Here is a 17,834-nt window from a genome sequence, read left to right as displayed (position 1 = left end):
TCAAAATAGGTTTAGAGCAGATAGTACGCGACGATCCCGATTACGCCACCACCGAGGATGAGGGTCACAGCCTTGACTCCGCGGACGAACAGCACGAAGGTACCGAACGCAACCATCGTGGTCAGCGGGTCTACGATTGCCTCCTGGGCTAATGAGACTGTCGCACCCAAAATCGCACCGACGACTGCGGCGTTAATGCCGACGAGCGCGGTTCTGATTTGCGGGTTGTCACGAACCCTCGCAACATAGGGAAACATCGCCACAATGAAGACGAACGAGGGTGCGAACGCCGCGAAAGCGGCGACGAACGCGCCGAAGACTGCCATCGGGATGCCCTGCGAGAGGAAGAGCTCGTACCCGACGAACGCGGTCGTCATTACCACGGGCCCGGGGGTTAGTTGGCCGAGTGCGATGCCATCCACGAAGGTCGCGGTGTCCATCCAGCCGAATTCGTCGACGACGTATTTCTCGATAAACGGGATGAGTACCAAACCACCACCGTAGATGAACGATCCCGTGTAGAGCATGAACAGGACGAGTTTCACCCAGGTGTTCGCCCACAGCGCTCCGGCGATGCTGGCGACGGCAGCGTACCAGCCGGTTCCCTTCGCCCGTGAGGACGCGAACTCGACGATTTTGTCCCGGCTGAAATACAATCCCGCGAGTGTGATACTGATCGCTGCTGTGAGCGACATCCGGCCGAGATTCGACGCGACCCACGACCATCGATAGATAAGGAGCGCGACGAATCCAGCCACCGCGAACTCCAACACCGGATTCGGATTGAACAGGATGGTTGCGACGAGTGCAGCGACCAACAGAAAGAGGAGTCTTACGTCAACGCTCCACGAATCGTCGCCGATTTCGAACGATAGGTCGGTTTCAGCCGCACCCAATGCGCTCCGAGCCATTGAGTAGGCTGACCCGACGATAAGGCCGATGACGACCGGATTGATCGCGTACAGAAGACCATCCCGTATCGCCGGTAGTTCCCCGTAGGCGAAGTAGAGATACGAGAGCGCGACGATGATCGCGAATGCGGGGAGCATGAAACACGCCCCGGCGACCACCGCACCCGGAGTTCCACCGCGGACCCATCCCATAAATATCCCCAGTTGCGTCGATGCTGGCCCCGGAAGCATGTTGCAGATGGCAAGTCCCTCCATGAACGTCGATTCGTCCGTCCACTGCCGACTCCCCTCTCCCACGAGTTCGTCTTCCATCATGGCGATGTGAACCAACGGTCCGCCGAACCCTACGACTCCGATTTTCAGGAAGAACCCCGCGATTTCGCGGAGGTTTGCCGGAGAAGGGTGGCCCTTGTAGTGACGTTCGGGATTCACGGTTTCGTCGGCCATCCCCATCGATTGCTTCGTTTTCGAATATAAAGTTTCGCTCGGTCCGCCCTCGGATGGTTCTGCTGCCAAACGGTGTCGTGTTTCGACGAGCGATTATTATCCCCCCTCTGCATTCTCGAAACCGAACACCGCTCTCGATGTCACGACACGCTCACTCCTCCGTCGATTTGCTCGTCCACCGGTTTTACAGCTATCGTGCCCTCACCTCCGGTGGGTTCGTCTACCCGATCCTCACGGTTCACGCACTCGCGCAGGGTCTCGACCTCGCGGGCGTCGGGTTCGCCGCAGGGATGTTCTTCGCCGGAACGCTTCTCGGCGAGATTCCGACGGGCTACGTCGGCGACCTAATCGGGCGCCGAAACAGCCTCTTCGTCGGTTCCGTTCTCATCTCCGTGACGCATTTCGGGTTCGCGTTCGCCGATTCGCTCGTCGGATTCGTCTTCTGTTGGGGGTTTTGGGGTGTCGCCGCGACGTTCCGCTCCGGAAGCACCGACGCGTGGCTTTACGATACCCTCGTGGACCATCACGCGACCGACTCGTACACTCGCGTCCGTGGCAGAGGTACTGGCGTCTTCTACGCTTCAGCAGCACTCTCCGCCCTCGTCGGCGGCGTCCTCTACGAACGTTGGTCCGCACTACCGTTTCTCCTCGCTGGCGTGTTGACAACCATCGGCGCGTTGGTCGTCCTCACGCTTCCGGAACCCACCGTATCCGGTTCGGACGGTGAATTCTCGCTCACTGAAGCACGAACCGCTCTTCTCTCGGTCGTTTCCAATCGAACGGTCCGGTCGTTCGTTCTCCTGTCGGGGATTGTTCTCGCCGTACCGGAGACCGTCGAGGTGTTCGTACAACCGGTCGCTCTGTCCATCGGGTTTCAACCGTCTTCGCTCGGACCGTTGTACTCGGCCCTCATGTTCGCCGCAGCGCTCGGTTCTTCCACGGCCGACGCGGTCGGTCGTCGAATCGGGGTGGGCCGATGGTTCGTCCTCGGTCCGACGACGCTCGCCATCGTTTTGCTCGTCGCCAGCTCGGTACACGCCGTCGCGCTGCCGGTGTTCTTCCTCTCCCGGGGTGCGAACACGGTTACCGATACGCTCGGAAGCACATTCGTCAACGACCGGGTGGCTTCTCACGGGAGAGCAACCACACTGAGTGGTGTCTCGATGGTTCACGCGCTCGTATTTCTCTTCGCCAGAGCTGCTGGCGGCGTAGTAGCGGACGCTACGTCGCCACTGTTCGCGCTTGCCGGGTTCGGCTGTCTCGCCGTTGGGATCGTTTCGGTCATTCGATTGACTGCAGATCCTTTCGAGTCATCACGCCCGACGGAATGACGACCGGATTCGACGTGCTGTCCTGCTCGACGGAATTGGCATTCCACAGAACCGTTCACAACGACGTTCGCCATCGCCCGTGTCGGCGGTTGGATTACCATTATTTGGAGCAGTTGGAGACACTCGTATCATCCGTCCGCGGTCGAAATGCGGCGGCGAGACGGGTCGGACGTGGCGATCGGTTGAGAAACGATAACCGAACGGTCGAGCTACGCGCTTCCGCCGCCGGAGGAATCGTCCGGCCGTGGAAGCGCGACGAACGACACTTTTTCGATCGAGAACGGGTCATACACTGACTGGTGGCACGGGCAGTAAATCTCGTTCTCGGCGTTGAACTTCGCACTACCGGGGTCGCCTTTAAACAGAGGTACACAACAGAAGTGTGTACATTTGTCCATGATAGCGATGAAGCCCTCCTGCGTGCTCGCCCCTATCCACTGGTTCTGGTTCGCCATCTCCTCGATACGTGGACTTCGGATGAGTTGTACGGGTATCGTTCCGCTCGCTGGAACGTCCTGTGACCGCCACGTCGCGGTGGCGGGTTTCCCGAGTCCGGATTTGCCGATCCCGTTCCCCCACGACTCGTAATCCTCGAAATCGTTGATGTTCACGATGGCCCCAGCTTCGACGTCTTCGGACTGCCACTCGTACTGTGAGGACGAGGTGTACCTGAAGTAGTTATCCTGTTCGGCATCCGGTGCGATACCGGGATATGTTTGGACACCACAGTACTGGAACCACTGGGATGAGTACGTGACTCCCCCGAGTTGCATTTCGGCGACGGTTACTGTTCTGCCTTCTTGTTCTCGCTGTTGGACCTTCGGCCAGACTCCTTTCACGTCGCCGTTGTCTTCGATTTCGACCGGAATCTGTGGCATTCCCCGCGGTGCCGGTCCCGCGACGTTCTCGACGCCGTAGTATTGGACGATACCACCCCCTGCGCCGGACGGCGCCGTTGCAGATTTCAGCGTCGCGACCGTTCCAGTTCCGATACCAGCCAATGCCGCGCTTCCGACAACTCCTTTGACGAAGCGGCGGCGTGACGTGTCTTCCGGATATTTATCCGCCTCTGACATCGTATTGTTCACCCTGCGTGGATCGACGGTCCAAGTCTAACCGTTATGTTCTGTCGCCGCTCCACGCAATCATTCGGTCTAGGGCCTCGCCGTGCTTTGTTATTCGTCGTCCCACCCGACCGACTGCTTCGCTTACTTCGAGCTTCAAATGGGTAATGCCTCCCTAATTGACTCTTCAAATTCGTATTGATAATTCCATTTTTTCCCACTAGTGTTCGAATTCCTGCAAAACTATTCGATAACACTCGTTCGAAACCCCCCCTCGACTGGTCGGCAAGTTGTTTGGCCCCTTACTTCCGCGCCCAATAGAGATATATGCGGGTTACAGTGATTCTATAGTAGGGTATGACGCACAGTCCACCAGAGCGGATATCGACGGGTGTGCCTGGACTGGACGAGATACTACACGGTGGCCTTATTCCAGAACGGAGTTATCTCGTTCGGGGCGACCCGGGAACAGGAAAGACGATTCTCGGGATGAACTACCTCACTGCCGGTACCGAGGCAGACGAGACGGCTATGTTCGTCAACTTGGAGGAATCAAATGACGAAATCGAGCAGAACGCAGAGTCATTGGACGTAGACCTCTCCGGAGTTCATTTTCTCGATTTGAGTCCGGATTCGGACGTGTTCGTCGATGAGCAATCCTACGACATTTTCTCACCGAGCGAGGTAGAGCAGGAACCACTGACGACGGCGATTACCGACCGTGTCGAGTCCATCGACCCCGACCGCGTGTTTATCGACCCACTGACGAAGCTTCGTCATCTTACCGCTGATACCTACCATTTTCGAAAGCAAGTTATCGCGTTCATGCGCTACCTGAAAGAACAGAGCGCAACGATACTGCTTACTTCGGAGAACACGCCGGATTCGCCAGACAACGACCTTCAGTACATGACTGACGGAACCATCCAACTAGAACGTCCGGAGATGGGCCGAATAATCAGCGTTCCAAAGTTCCGTGGGTCATCGATTCGAGAGGGCCAACACTCGATGCGTATCGAACCGGGTGGTCTCGCCGTCTATCCGGAACTCACACCGACCGGCAACGACCGGGAGTTCGTCGCCGAACCGATACCGTCCGGTGTCACCGAAATCGACGATCTACTGCACGGCGGTATCGAACGAGGGACGGTCACCGTCCTGAGTGGACCGACCGGTGTCGGAAAAACGACCGCCGGAACGCAGTTCATGAAGGAGGCTGCCAGTCGCGGCGAGCGCTCCGTCATCTACATGTTCGAGGAGAGTCGGGAGACGTTCATGCGGCGCAACCGTACCATCGATATTCCCGTTGAGGCGATGATCGAGCAGGATTCGCTCATGGTCGAAGAGGTGGAACCCCTCGACCACTCGGCTATGGAGTTCGCTCGCGAAGTGCGCCGGGAAGTCGAAGAAAACGACACCGATATCGTCATGATAGACGGTTTGCAGGGGTACAAGCTGTCGGTAAGGGGCGAAAACGATCAGATGCTCGTTAGGAAACTCCACACGCTCTCTCGCTATCTCAAGGATATGGGTGTGTCCGTTATCCTCGTGGACGAAATCCAGTCCGTTACCGGTGATTTCCAAGCCACTGAGGCGGGAATCAGCTATCTCGCCGACAACATCGTTTTCCTCCGCCATCTCGAGATCTCCGGTGAGATGCGCAAGGCCATCGGAGTCCTGAAGAAGCGCACGAGCGATTTCGAGCGGACCCTCCGTGAGTTCCGCATCACGGATCACGGTCTCGAAGTCGGCGAACCGCTCACCGGTCTCCGAGGTGTCCTGTCAGGTGAACCGGAGTGGGTCGAATCCGAATCCGTGTCGAACGATGGCTGAAACACTGCTCGTCCTCAGTAAGAACGAACAGAATCTCGAACTCCTTGCAGACCTCGTAGACGAGGAGGGATGTGAGGCCCATCTCGCAACTACCGTACAGCAGTTCGATACCTTCCTTCGCAGGGACGACACCGTCAAAATCGCTGTCCTCGATACGGAGGGGTTCTCGGCGGACCTGTGGAAACGATGTGAATACCTCAACGAGAACAATGTCTCTACCGTTGTCCTCACGCCATCGACCCCTGCCCACGTTCGACGGGAGGCGATCAGTCGTGGTGTCCGTTCGATTCTCGAGAAACCGGTCGATTCGGCTGACCTTCGAGCGACGATCCGAGGGATGATTCAACAGCAGTGAGTACTCGAACCTGCTCGTTCGTTTTATAGAATTCATCAGACTATCTTACATATGAAATATTATAAATAATTTGTTACTTGTTTTGAGTTGGCGATTATCGCCCGCGAGAGGCAACCTCTTTAAGCCTCTCGCCGAATTTTTTCGGCAATGCGAATTGAGAACAGTTTCATTCCCGTCCGCGGGGTGGGCGAGAAGACGGAGCAGAAACTGTGGCGGAACGGCAGCATCAACTGGGATGAGTTCGATCCGTCGCTCGTCGGGGACGCGACGGCCGACAGAATCGAGTCGTTCATCGCTACCGCGCACGAGCATCTGGACGACGGCAACTCACGGTTTTTCGCGTCCGAGTTCCCTAGCGGTGAGAACTGGCGACTGTACGAAAACTTCAAGGAAAATACCTGCTTTTTCGACATCGAGACGACCGGCTTGAGCAAGTATTCGAGTGTCGTCACGACCGTCAGTCTTCATCAGGACGGCGAGACGAAAACGCTCGTCCGAGGGGACGACCTTACCGCCGAGGCGCTTCAGCGCGAACTCGGCGGATCCGACCTCATCGTCTCATTCAACGGAAAACGGTTCGACCAACCATTCCTCGAACACAACTTCGATCTCTCGCTCGATACGCCGCACGTCGATCTGATGTACACCTGCAAACGTCTCGGCCTCACGGGCGGGTTGAGTGCGGTGGAAGACGAACTCGGCATCAGTCGCGGCGGAATGGACATTGATGGACAGGACGCGGTCCGACTCTGGCACCAGTACGAAGCGGGCGACGAGGATGCGCTGGACACGCTTGTTCGGTACAACCAGTACGACACGCAGAATTTGGAAACGATCTTGGACACCGCCACAGGGACGCTTCACGACGACGTATTCGCCTGTCATTTGCCCTGAAACCCAGCTATCGACCCGCCTCGAATGATCTATATTTACTGTTCGAAGATATTCACTTGGTATGAAGTGTCGAACCACACCGCTCTTCGAGGTGTACTGGAACGACCTAATTACTGCGAACGCGCTCATCTAGGGTGCATTGATTACGGCTATCTCTATCGTCTTGTGGGAAGTCACCTACCTCACGCAGGCGGTTCCGATTGTCGTCATTGCCGTGATTGCGAGCATCTCATTTTACTGTGTAGAATGGGCCAGCTACGGCAGCGACCCCGCGACTGACCCTCGTGACGGGGATGTACCCACCGTGTTCCACGTCGATGGCGTCTTCCGGTCGACGAATCGATCTCCTCCATGGCTGACTGTCTCGATTGCTACGGTTGGAACTCCGCTACGGCACGAACCGGTGAACCGTCGGCATCGCTCACCGATAATGGGAACGCGTCGAGGGTGAATTGTTCCGGCAATCCGTCGAGGTTGGTCAAGTTTTCCACGATGAGGTGGTCGGTCCCGAGAAGTGCGTGGTGAGCAGGAACTCCCTCAGGTTTGTCTTTAGCGTTCCCTGATACGTCGCCTGCCCCCTCGGTGGGCGTCGGGTCCACGTTTAGCGCGTCTATGGCGACATGGTATCCGTTGTCGGCGCACCATCTCGCGGCTTCCGCAGATAGATACGGATGGTCGAAGTACGCATCCGTCCCCCAATGGGCGTCCCATCCGGTGTGAAAGACGAGCAGGTCACCGCCTGTTGATTTCGGGAGGTCGGTACGGTCGATCGGTTCGCGCGCCGCTTTGCCACGGCAGTCGACCAGTACTGCATCGAAAACGAACGTCTCGATGGGAAACGAATCGAGCGTCCGCCCGTCGGGTTCGGTATGGGATGGCGCATCGATATGCGTGCCACTGTGCGTTCCGAACCCGAGTTCGGTGACTCGATAGCCATCCTTCTCGAAGGTTGTGTGCGGCGCGAGTTCGACAGGCGGGTCATCGGGATACGTCGTCGCATCGGAGTCGAGTACCTGTGTGCAGTCGTGATACATTCTCGACTGTTTGAAGGTGGTGTCGAAATAAAACCCGGTCGTTCGATCTCCATTTTATAAATCATGGTACTTGCACCACTCTCCACTGATTTCCCGCTATCCACTCCGATAGAAATATACGGTTTCATTGTGCAGGTATAGCAACGCCGCGTATGAGTAACAGTCAATTGACAAAAATATCGACGGGAACGACGGGGCTAGACGAAATTTTACAAGGGGGTTTTATCGCGAAGCGGAGTTACCTTCTCCGAGGCGACCCAGGTACGGGGAAAACGATCCTCGGAATGAAATACCTCACCGCAGGTGTCGAAGCGGACGAAACGGTGTTATTTGTTAATCTCGAGGAGTCGGCAGACGATATTCGGGACAACGCATCGACGCTCGATATCGACCTTTCGGACGTCCATTTCCTCGATTTGAGTCCGGATTCGGACGTGTTCGTCGATGAACAATCGTATGACATTTTCACACCGAGCGAAGTTGAACAGGAACCACTGACGACGGCGATTACTGACCGTGTCGAGTCCATCGACCCCGACCGCGTGTTTATCGACCCGCTCACTCGCCTTCGTCACCTCACTTCCGACGAGTATCAGTTCAGAAAACAGGTCATCGCGTTCATGCACTATCTGAAGGAGCAAGGTGCAACGGTTCTGTTCACGTCACAACACAGTGATGAGTCGTCCGACGACGACCTACAATACATGACCGACGGCACGATTGAACTCGAACACTCCTCCCACGGGCGAACCATCAGCGTCCCGAAATTCCGTGGTTCCTCCGTCAACGAAGGTGACCATGCGATGCGCATCGGACAGGGTGGTCTCTCCGTCTATCCGGAAATCTCTCCGACAGAACATTCCCGGTCCTTCGAAATCGAATCCGTTTCATCGGGGATTCCGGAGGTTGACGAACTGCTCCACGGTGGCCTCGAACGCGGCACCATCAGCATTCTCAGCGGCCCGACAGGAGTTGGGAAGACCACCGTCGGAACGCAGTTCATGAAGGAGGCTGCCGGTCGCGGCGAGCGCTCGGTTATGTATATGTTCGAGGAAACGCTAGAAACGTTCCGCGAACGGAGCCAGACCATCAATATCCCCGTCAAACGGATGCAAGAACAGGGTGCCCTCGAAGTCGAGGAGATGAAACCCCTCGATTGCTCCGCGACCGAATTCGCCTACCGAGTACGAAAGGAGGTCGAAGAAAACGACACGAGCATCGTGATGATAGACGGTATCGACGGCTACAAACTCTCGCTCAGGGACGACGACGACCGTGTGTTGGTTCGAAAACTCCATTCGCTTTGTCGCTATCTAAAGAACATGGGGGTCACCGTCATTCTCGTGGACGAAATCGACACCATTACTGGTGAGTTTCAAGCGACCGAAGCGGGAATCAGCTACCTTGCGGACAATATTGTTTTTCTTCGTCATCTCGAAGTCACCGGCGAGATGCGCAAAGCTATTGGCGTCCTGAAAAAGCGCACGAGCGACTTCGAGCGAAGCCTTCGGGAGTTCAAAATCACGGAACACGGTCTCAAGGTCGGGGAACCCTTGACCGAACTGAACAGCGTCCTTTCGGGTTCTCCGGAGGTGGCGCAGTCGGCATCAGGAAACCACAATGGGTGAGGCGGCCCTCATTCTCGCGCTCGGTAAGCGAGAGCGAAACCTCGAACTGCTCGCTGGACTCCTCGAAAACGGTGGATACGACGTCGAGATAGCGACGAATATGGGGGAGTTCGACGAACTGCTTCAGCATCGTGACGACGTGGCGCTCGCCGTTCTCGACGTGGACGGATTCACCGAGGACATCTGGAAGCGATGTGAGCAGCTCAACAACCGAGATATTCCCATGCTCGTCCTCGCCGCACAGATTCCGCCCGCAATGCGTCAGAAAGCGGTCAGCCGGGGGGCACAAACCATTCTCGAAAAGCCGGTCGATAAGGCGGATTTGCAGGCGACGATACGCGGCCTGATGGAATATATCCGGATGAACTGATCACGGGTCGAATTTTCGTTTTCGCGTTTCGGTTTCGAGCGAACGCTTTCGACAGGAGGGTGAGAACCGATGACGAGTAGGGTTCGTCCGACGAGTGGAGGGAGCCGAAGCGGTTAGCGGGGGGAGACTGTCGGTTGGTGAACCGAACTGTTTTGGAGTGAGGGCCGAAGCGGGGGGACCGCACAGGGGGCTGTCGTCGGCCGAGGGGGTGGAGTAGTGCTACGTCGTCATCAAATAGTAGTTCGGCCAGTACCTTATTCAGTACTATTACAAAACTATCGATAGTATACTAACTATCTATACTATCGAAACTGTTCTTTCGACCTGACCGACCCTGTCTTCGATCACGTGCGCAATGAAAGAAGCGGACACGATAGGTTTCACGGGAACATCGGTCGAATTCTGGGCTCTCGGCCAGCTATGCGACCTGAACACGATAGCTTCGACCGAAACAGTCTCTCAGAGCTTGTGTCGAAAGGCCCGAAGCACGTCTCGACCCGTCTCGGTCAACGTCACTTGCTTTTGTCGCCCCACTTTTTTCACATTGACGTAGCCGTCCTCCACGAGCGGATCGACGATATTGGCATTCAACAGAGCGAATTTTGCCTTGTCGTTCGCCGGGTCGCTGTCGGAAATGAACGACAGATGTGCGGCCTCCGCGTAGTCGATGATGTCCTTTTTCTTCGGCGTGTACACCTCGGTATCCGCTTCGTCTACGTAATCCATCACAGCGACTTGGTCCCGCGTCGGTGATTCGATGGGATAGGTGGGGAGTACCTCTTCGCCGACGTATCCGTAGCTTTGTCGTTCGTTACGGTCTTGATGTGCGTATCCTTCCGGTTGCACGTAGTACGCCGTCGCATCGGTCGCCATACAGGCGATGGCCGCGCCGACCGCAGAGAGTTTCGACCCGCTCGAAACGTTCACGCGAACGATATCGTCCTCGTGGTCGGAGACGAGTGTCGTAACGACGCCAAGCACGTCGTAGATGTCGAGCAGATCGACGGCTTTACTCCTGACGTCGATACCGTCGCCCCGAAGAACGGATTTCAGTTCGTCGTGATAGTCAGGCCGCTCGCTCGCCGGACCGTCGTGTTCGAGGAGATAGAGGACATCGACACCGTGTTGATGGACTGGGCCGACGATTCGGTCGAATTCGTATCCCAGCGGTGCGATGTGAATTTCATCGATGGATTGCATTACTCGGTCGTTCACGCACGACTCGTTAAATCCCGTGGATTTTCACACCGCTGTCGGTTCTTCTACTACCGGGAATTCGTTATCTATCCTCAATTCCGAGGAGAAGCGCGAACGACACGGCGACGGTTTGCAGAAGTACGAATCCGTTGTGATCACTGAAGTCGTTCATTCCAGGAACGCTACCTGCTGAGGGCTCTCGCCACTGTGTATTATTGATTTAATATCGCAGTATAGGATTTATTGTATCTTTATTACCAATTTCAGTGCCTCAGAAACCCGATTTCGACCAATGAGCTGTTGGTAGATTCACTTCCCATTAGATCACAAAGCGGAAGTGGATAACCCCCGGTATTCCCGGATCAATCTATGCATAATTTGGTACGTAATCGGCCGAACAACCAGGAGTCAAACCTATAGGCCTCGTCGTCGTGTACCCTGACGGGGGAGAAATAGATGCCATCTATCGGAATGGGGGATGGTTTCCGGTATACGACGCAGCCGAATCGAGCAGTGAGGGCCAAATGACGAACATAATGCTCTCAGGCGATAGCAAGCGTCACTGCATATGTACGGATAATCAGGACGAATGTCTGAGGTGACCAACCGGTGGCTCACGGTGGTTCTGACGGTCTCGCTCGTGTCACTTGGCGTCGCGTCCGTTGTAGCGAGCACTAGCCCGACCGATTCTGTCATCGCACAGGAGACGTCGCCAACCACGGCGGGGAATGGTGGACTAACTGTAACCGAACAAGACGGACGGTTCCGGTTGATTTCGACCTCGTCAAACGTACCAGTCGACGGATCGGGCACGCTCGCACTGACGTTCGTCAACACTGGCGACACCGTCACGAATGCGAGTATCCTTGTTATGGCTCCAAACGAGAGCGTTCGATTCGGCTCGGATCAGAACGCTACCAAGTCCATCGGCCCGTGGGCGAGCGGCGAGCGGCGGTCGGTGACGTTCGACATCCTTGCCGAGGAGTTCGCGGAGACACGGAGCTACCCATTTCAAGCGGTCATCGCCTATACCGCAGCGAACGGCTCTCGTGTACGCACCGCCCCGTTCACTTTCACCGTCCAGCCCTCCGAGGCAATCCGTCTCGAGCAGTTCGAAGTCACATCGATTCGATCGAACGTCCAAGTTGGAGACTCTGGTACGATCGCAGTCACGATTGAGAACACGGGGCCGGATGTCAGTGACGCAATTGTCACCCTGCAATCGCGGAGCCGGAACATTCGGCTCGGGCGGACACAAAACGCTACGCAGTTCGTCGGCGAATGGGCCACGAACGAGGATATCACATTCGAGTTTGAAGCTACGGCGACCAACAACACTGTCGTCGCGAGTTACCCCTTCTCGGTCGCCGTGTCCTATCGGGCGAATGGCACGCGTACTCGGACGACAACCGAACTGTTCGGAGTAATCCCGAACGCTGAGCAGTCGTTCGCGCTCCAGAACGTGACGAGCACACTTCGCGTCGGCGACGAGGGACGAGCGACCGGTGCAGTCGTCAACACCGGGCCGAGGGCGGTGCAAGACGCGGTGCTCATCCTCGAGACAAACACGACTACTCTCCAACCCGAGGAAAGGATCTACCCACTCGGAACGATTCCAGCCGGCGAACAACGGCCGTTCCGATTCGACATCAACGCGATCAATGCCACAAATGCGGGGCCACGCGAGCTCACGTTCCGCGTCGTGTACCGCAATCGGGAGGGAGAACGGACGGCGAGCGATCCACTTCAGGCACCAATCCGAGTCGGAAACAAGCGCGAACCGTTCGTCATCGATCCAGTGGCAGCGTCGTTCGGCGGTGATGAGAGTGGGGTGTTACGCGTCCAGGTCAGCAACAATGCTGGGCAGCCACTGACGAACGTGACGGCGCGGCTGCAGGTTGATGAACCACTGACCAGTGACGATCCAAACGCGTACGTCGGTGTACTCTCCCCCAACGAGTCCAGAACCGCCGCGTTCCAGTTGACGGTGGGGGATGAAGCCATAGCAGGGCGACATCCAGCAACCGTGACGATCACCTATGAGACACCCAATAGAGAGCGCCGCGTCGCTGGTCCCTATCAGGTTCCCGTGCAGGTAGAACGGGAACGCGGACCGGGATTTCCAGTCATTGCGACGGTCGCTGTCATCGCCGCAGTGCTCGTGGCCGTCGGGTGGTGGTTGCGACGAGGAACGTAGTCAGACGTCTTTGCGTTCGAACAACTCAGCGCTGACGATGAGCAGGAGAACGGCGGAGACGACGAGGAGGGCCAGGTCGCTCCACGCAACCGTTCCTTCTGTCAGTATCTCACCGACATCATAGTAGCGAGTGAAGGCGAAGTCACCCACCCACTCATAGTCAGTATCGAAAGTAAAGGAGTCGATGATAAACATTCCGAAGACACTCCCGATAGCAACCATCTGCGCACGCCGTGCCGTATCGAAGACGACCGACGCGACCATCCCCAGGGCCGCGCAGGCGAGGAGATACCCGATGGAGTAAGCGTGAAGCGCAAAGAGATCCATCGGGTCGATGACTTCGTCGATGTAGCGGACGCCACCGTAGACGGCGAGATAGCTGAGTGCGTTGACGGCGATCATACTCGGGACGAGGGCGAAGAACTTTCCGACGACGAGTTGTGACCGGCTGACCGAGTGAACGAGCACCAGTTCTAGCGTTTTGTTCTCTACCTCACTCGCAACGCTCGATGCCGCCGCGTACGCGTAGTAGACGCCGAGCACGAGCAGCCACGCCAGTTGGTAGAACTGCGAGGCCAGATAGCCCTCGATAGTGGTAATAGTCGTGACGTTGCCGATAAAGGCACGTCGGGTCTCTTCAGGAAGGCTTTCGATATAGGCGTCCAGGTCGATACCGGCACTCTCTATCGAGGGAAACAGGCCGACGGTGAGTGCGATGAGCATGACCAGTGCCACCGTCAATATCAGCGTCCCTCGGACGCGTTTGGTGGTTTCGAACTGCGTAATCTCGAACACGTTACGATCGCTCTCCTTCCGTTTTCCAGTCCCTCTCTGGTGGCGGTTCTATACGTTTCATCTCGCGATCCACATCCTCGGCGTAGAATTCGATGAAGACATCCTCCAGTGACGTTTCCCGAATCTCCATGTCTCTAATCGTGTACTGGTCAAGAACGTCCACCATTCCCTCGAAGTCGTTGCCAGTCACGACTAACCGATAGTAGTCGTCTGCGTCGCGGCTCGCGCTTGCGACACCCTCGAAGGTGAGGTCATCAGGTGCCGGGGATTCCGCCAAGTCGAGACGGATGACCTTCCCACTCTTCTCGACCAGGGTGTCGATCTGTTCCAACGCGACGCGTCGGCCGTTGCGGATGATACACACCCGATCACAGAGCTTTCGTACCTCGCTCAGGATGTGGGTCGAGAAGAAAACGGTAACACCGCGCTGCTGTTCGGCTTGGAGGAACTCGTAGACTGCGTTCTGTGCCAGCGGATCTAACCCGGCAGTCGGTTCGTCCATCACGACGAGGTCAGGATCGTGCATGAATGCCTGAATCAGTGCGAGCTTCTGTTTGTTCCCTCGCGAGTAGGCCTTCACCTTCCGATTGCGAGGGATGGGAAATCGTTCGAGCAGTTCCTCGCGACGCTCATCACCTGATAGTGATCCGAAATAATCGAGCAATCTCTCACCGGTCGCGTCCTCGTAAAACCCCACATCGCCTGGGACGTACCCGATGTTCTTGCGGGCTGCGATGGCTGCATGACGGTCGGTTACATCGTTTTCCAGTATCCTCGCCGTCCCATGCGTCGGCTTCAAGAGTCCGAGCAATACCCGGATGGCCGTCGACTTCCCTGCGCCGTTCGGTCCAAGAAACCCAAATATCTCCCCTGTCGTGACTGTGAACGATAGGTCTTCCACCCCCCGAACGTCGCCGTAGTACTTTGTCAGGTTCTCGACAACGATCGCGTTCTTGACGGCCGTTGTATCCGTCGCCACACGGAGAATGAGACGCCGTGAACAACCTTAACGGTTCCTCAGAATGCACACCGCTTATTGAACGAACTGGTCAACAGCATCCAGACTGGAGGTAGTCTGGTCGGAAAGTATGATACAGCGGTTAATACCGACAACGGGAAAGGTGGATTTTGGAGCAACATCACAGTAGTCCTGAGACGGTGCAGTGGCATTTCGTGAGACTATGACAGAGCAAGGAGGATTTTGCGGATGTCGCTACCCAGCGAACGCTGACCGAAAGCTCGAACACACCGAGGACTGAGCGCGGGCTGCTCAACCGAGTGCAGGCGCACGCGGCGGACGTCGCTGCAGAACATTTCCCAGAGTTACTTTTTGAGTCGATTGAATGGGAAGTGACCCACCGCCGTCAGCGGTCAGCAGGGGCGACGAAATCTAATCCTGAAACCTTGTTAAGACGCGAACTGAAGGACGATTCTCCGTACGGTAGACGTTCAGTTACACTGCGAATGAATTGATGGGATTTCAGTCGTTACTCTCGGTGAGTACATCATGTGCTTTTTCGCGTTCGTTGGATCCATCTACCGACTTGGACTCTAACACCTTCTCAACTTTCTGCTCGAACTGCTCGTCAGTGAGTTCCCCATTGGCGTATCGATTACGGAGAGTGTCTAAAGACCCGTCTGTCTCAGCGGGTGTTTTTCTCATAGCACCCTTGTTGCTATCCTGGGGATCCCCGAACGCCTTATGCCATAGTTGATACTGGTTTGGATCATATGCATCAGTCTCCGGTGGAACCTCTTTAATTGCAAATTCAACCACACCAGAGACGATCATACCAGCAACCAGCGCCCAATACCAGGGCACCGAGAACGCTCCATACAATACTCCAACAACAATCGTCGCTGTGAGGAGGGTGAACCAGTGGTCATCAGAACCCAGCAGTGAGGGCATTAGTGTTCTTCACTCAGATTCTTTGTGACGGATGATCTTCAATTCCTATGTTTACAGTCTCCACGGAGACGGGGTCAATCCACAATATGCCTGATATTGGATAAATCGTCGGATCTATCCGTTTCCTTCGCCGTCAAAACAAGATCCAACCCCTGAGAAGGCGAGATCACGATCTCGCTCGCATGGGACGCCTTCGAGCAACACGGCTGGGAGCAATTCAGTTCGACGATGCGTCACGAACTCATTCACGCCTGGAAGTATCACGAGTTCGGCGAGGCAGATCACGGGCGAACGTTCGAGCGGTGGACGGACGCCCTCGACACAACCCAGCACTGTGAGCGGTTCAACTCGCCGAACTGGTGGGTAATTTGCGAGGACTGTAAGGGACGACTTGCGCGCTACCGGCGCTCGAAGGTTGTGAAACAGCCTGAGAAGTACAGTTGTGGTGACTGTGGTGGTATTCTCCGCGTTAAGGAGGCTACCGAATGAGTCCACAACGCTGTCCGGTGTGCGGCCAAACGGTGACAGTGACGGCAATTCGCGGCCCGTCGGCGATTACAGTCTCTTCCTGCGGGCACGAGATCAGTCACAGGGCGGCGTTGATCGACGCTCCGTCCCTTGACCCGCTCTCACCCGGTAAGTGGGTGACGGAATTCTTGACCGCCACTGACGACGACTAACACCCCCTGACGATTCGGCCCTCCCCCTGTCTCTCATTCGTTTGTGTTTGAACGGTACAGGCGCTAACGATGGTTGGTATTCTATACTAACCCGCATGTGATCACTTCCAGCTTGGTTGGCTATTGGTTATGATGTATTCTAGCGAAATACCTCATCACATGAGTGAAATTTGGATGCTTATCTAAGTTGGAACTGGGAATGGGTATCATTCCCAAGATAGCATCTGTTCACAACCAGGAAGGTAGTTGAGGTGGGTTGGTTAAAACCTGAACTAGAGGGTGTTCTTAGTCAATGCAGTGGTACGTAATTCGGTTTCCCACCTCCGTGTGAAAGTTTCATGCCAACTCATAGCATGGGTTGGGTGGGTATAAATCTTTGGCCAAATATGTGGTTATGGGTCTATAGAATGAATATTATAATAATATAGCGCGAAATACTACTGGGTATGTGGGTAATACCATGGATAAATATACAATCGCACTATTCTTATGGTTCAAAAAGGTCATCGGTGGCCAAATGAACAGGATCGACGATTTTCGTCACCCTCGCCTCGAAGCTGGTCAAACAGCCTGAGACGTACAGTTGCGGCGATTGCGGTGGGTCGCTGCGGGTTGAGGTGGCCACCGAATGAATCCACAACGCTGCCCGGTGTGCGGCCAAACGGTGCTGGTAACGACGACCCGCGGCCCGTCGTCGATTACGGTCTCTCCCTGCGGGCACAAAATCGGCCACAAGGCCGGTTGATCGACGTTCCGGCCCTTGATCCATTGTCGCCCAGTGAGTGGGTCACAGAGTTTCTCGCCGCCGCTGACGAAAACTAGCTCTCTGAAGCATCGGCCCTTCCCATTCTCTCATTCGTTTGTTTTCGAACGGTACAGGCGATAACGTAGGTTAGTATAATATACTAACTTTCGTATATTCTCTTTTACTCGGCTAGCGATTGAAAACTATTATATCTCGCTTCATCTACCAAAGCGAACAGTATCGAATTAATGAGTGCTGTTGAGTTGTGAATGGCATTCAGCCGTCGAGCGTCTACTAAATCCATAAGCGGAAGTGCAACCACCCCGGTACCCTCGAATCAATCTGTGCGCAACGCTTTCTCACCCTGAACTGGTGGCCGATCTAAGAGGATTGTAACGAACGGTTCGCACCTATCGGCGCTCGAAGGCCATACACCCCGAGAAG

The 17,834-nt window shown here is 55.8% G+C and carries 17 protein-coding genes; 10 read left to right on the top strand and 7 right to left on the bottom strand.

Annotated elements, in window-relative coordinates:
• Window positions 1-11: 11 nt before the first annotated feature.
• Window positions 12-1,358, bottom strand: a complete 1,347-nt coding sequence (gene chrA / locus OOF89_RS15805) for a chromate efflux transporter (RefSeq protein ID WP_266080079.1) — start codon at window positions 1,356-1,358, stop codon at window positions 12-14.
• Between the two features lie 137 nt (window positions 1,359-1,495).
• On the opposite strand from chrA, the gene OOF89_RS15800 reads away from it, so the two are divergent.
• Complete coding sequence (locus OOF89_RS15800) at window positions 1,496-2,689, top strand: MFS transporter (RefSeq protein ID WP_266080077.1); 1,194 nt, start codon at window positions 1,496-1,498, stop codon at window positions 2,687-2,689.
• A 209-nt stretch (window positions 2,690-2,898) separates the two neighbouring features.
• On the opposite strand, the gene OOF89_RS15795 is transcribed toward OOF89_RS15800, so the two are convergent.
• Window positions 2,899-3,765 (bottom strand): QcrA and Rieske domain-containing protein, encoded by an 867-nt coding sequence (locus OOF89_RS15795; protein ID WP_266080075.1) that lies wholly within the window; start codon window positions 3,763-3,765, stop codon window positions 2,899-2,901.
• Between the two features lie 345 nt (window positions 3,766-4,110).
• On the opposite strand from OOF89_RS15795, the gene OOF89_RS15790 reads away from it, so the two are divergent.
• The 3 genes from OOF89_RS15790 to OOF89_RS15780 all read left to right on the top strand — a co-directional run bounded on the left by OOF89_RS15790 (window position 4,111) and on the right by OOF89_RS15780 (window position 6,835).
• Window positions 4,111-5,586 (top strand): ATPase domain-containing protein, encoded by a 1,476-nt coding sequence (locus OOF89_RS15790; protein ID WP_266080074.1) that lies wholly within the window; start codon window positions 4,111-4,113, stop codon window positions 5,584-5,586.
• A complete protein-coding gene (locus OOF89_RS15785; RefSeq protein WP_266080072.1) occupies window positions 5,579-5,941 on the top strand; it encodes a DNA-binding transcriptional response regulator in 363 nt (120 codons plus the stop codon). Before OOF89_RS15790 ends, OOF89_RS15785 begins: the two co-directional genes overlap by 8 nt.
• Before the next feature lie 147 nt (window positions 5,942-6,088).
• Window positions 6,089-6,835: a ribonuclease H-like domain-containing protein gene (locus OOF89_RS15780; RefSeq protein ID WP_266080070.1), complete on the top strand. Its 747-nt coding sequence runs from the start codon at window positions 6,089-6,091 to the stop codon at window positions 6,833-6,835.
• A 371-nt stretch (window positions 6,836-7,206) separates the two neighbouring features.
• On the opposite strand, the gene OOF89_RS15775 is transcribed toward OOF89_RS15780, so the two are convergent.
• Entirely contained in the window at window positions 7,207-7,869 is a 663-nt protein-coding gene (locus OOF89_RS15775) for a cyclase family protein (protein WP_266080068.1), read from the bottom strand.
• Between the two features lie 152 nt (window positions 7,870-8,021).
• On the opposite strand from OOF89_RS15775, the gene OOF89_RS15770 reads away from it, so the two are divergent.
• Together OOF89_RS15770 and OOF89_RS15765 are read left to right on the top strand one after the other, a co-directional pair.
• Window positions 8,022-9,497: an ATPase domain-containing protein gene (locus tag OOF89_RS15770; RefSeq protein ID WP_266080066.1), complete on the top strand. Its 1,476-nt coding sequence runs from the start codon at window positions 8,022-8,024 to the stop codon at window positions 9,495-9,497.
• Window positions 9,490-9,867: a response regulator gene (locus OOF89_RS15765; protein ID WP_266080064.1), complete on the top strand. Its 378-nt coding sequence runs from the start codon at window positions 9,490-9,492 to the stop codon at window positions 9,865-9,867. Before OOF89_RS15770 ends, OOF89_RS15765 begins: the two co-directional genes overlap by 8 nt.
• A 459-nt stretch (window positions 9,868-10,326) precedes the next feature.
• On the opposite strand, the gene OOF89_RS15760 is transcribed toward OOF89_RS15765, so the two are convergent.
• Complete coding sequence (locus tag OOF89_RS15760; protein ID WP_266080062.1) at window positions 10,327-11,067, bottom strand: HFX_2341 family transcriptional regulator domain-containing protein; 741 nt, start codon at window positions 11,065-11,067, stop codon at window positions 10,327-10,329.
• 586 nt (window positions 11,068-11,653) lie between these two features.
• Between OOF89_RS15760 and OOF89_RS15755 the strand changes: the two genes are divergently transcribed.
• Window positions 11,654-13,261: a COG1361 S-layer family protein gene (locus OOF89_RS15755; RefSeq protein WP_266080060.1), complete on the top strand. Its 1,608-nt coding sequence runs from the start codon at window positions 11,654-11,656 to the stop codon at window positions 13,259-13,261.
• On the opposite strand, the gene OOF89_RS15750 is transcribed toward OOF89_RS15755, so the two are convergent.
• The 3 genes from OOF89_RS15750 to OOF89_RS15740 form a co-directional block, all read right to left on the bottom strand.
• The gene (locus OOF89_RS15750; protein WP_266080058.1) at window positions 13,262-14,056 is read right to left on the bottom strand and encodes an ABC transporter permease; all 795 of its coding nucleotides are present in this window, start codon (window positions 14,054-14,056) and stop codon (window positions 13,262-13,264) included.
• A 1-nt stretch (window position 14,057) separates the two neighbouring features.
• Window positions 14,058-15,035 carry an ABC transporter ATP-binding protein gene (locus OOF89_RS15745; protein ID WP_266080056.1) on the bottom strand — a complete coding sequence of 326 codons (978 nt, stop codon included), beginning with the start codon at window positions 15,033-15,035 and terminating at the stop codon, window positions 14,058-14,060.
• A 501-nt stretch (window positions 15,036-15,536) separates the two neighbouring features.
• Window positions 15,537-15,965, bottom strand: a complete 429-nt coding sequence (locus OOF89_RS15740) for an SHOCT domain-containing protein (RefSeq protein WP_266080054.1) — start codon at window positions 15,963-15,965, stop codon at window positions 15,537-15,539.
• 165 nt (window positions 15,966-16,130) lie between these two features.
• On the opposite strand from OOF89_RS15740, the gene OOF89_RS15735 reads away from it, so the two are divergent.
• The 3 genes from OOF89_RS15735 to OOF89_RS15725 all read left to right on the top strand — a co-directional run bounded on the left by OOF89_RS15735 (window position 16,131) and on the right by OOF89_RS15725 (window position 17,467).
• Window positions 16,131-16,454, top strand: coding sequence for a SprT-like domain-containing protein (locus OOF89_RS15735; protein ID WP_328517194.1), 324 nt, complete (start codon window positions 16,131-16,133; stop codon window positions 16,452-16,454).
• Complete coding sequence (locus OOF89_RS15730; RefSeq protein ID WP_266080052.1) at window positions 16,451-16,645, top strand: hypothetical protein; 195 nt, start codon at window positions 16,451-16,453, stop codon at window positions 16,643-16,645. The genes OOF89_RS15735 and OOF89_RS15730 overlap by 4 nt, the downstream gene beginning before the upstream one ends.
• Window positions 16,646-17,296: 651 nt before the next feature.
• Window positions 17,297-17,467 (top strand): hypothetical protein, encoded by a 171-nt coding sequence (locus OOF89_RS15725; protein WP_266080050.1) that lies wholly within the window; start codon window positions 17,297-17,299, stop codon window positions 17,465-17,467.
• The last annotated feature ends 367 nt before the right edge of the window (window positions 17,468-17,834 follow it).

Source organism: Haladaptatus caseinilyticus, from assembly GCF_026248685.1.
In the GTDB taxonomy this organism is placed as follows: Archaea; Halobacteriota; Halobacteria; order Halobacteriales; family Haladaptataceae; genus Haladaptatus; species Haladaptatus caseinilyticus.
This window is presented reverse-complemented; position numbering and strand designations above follow the sequence as displayed.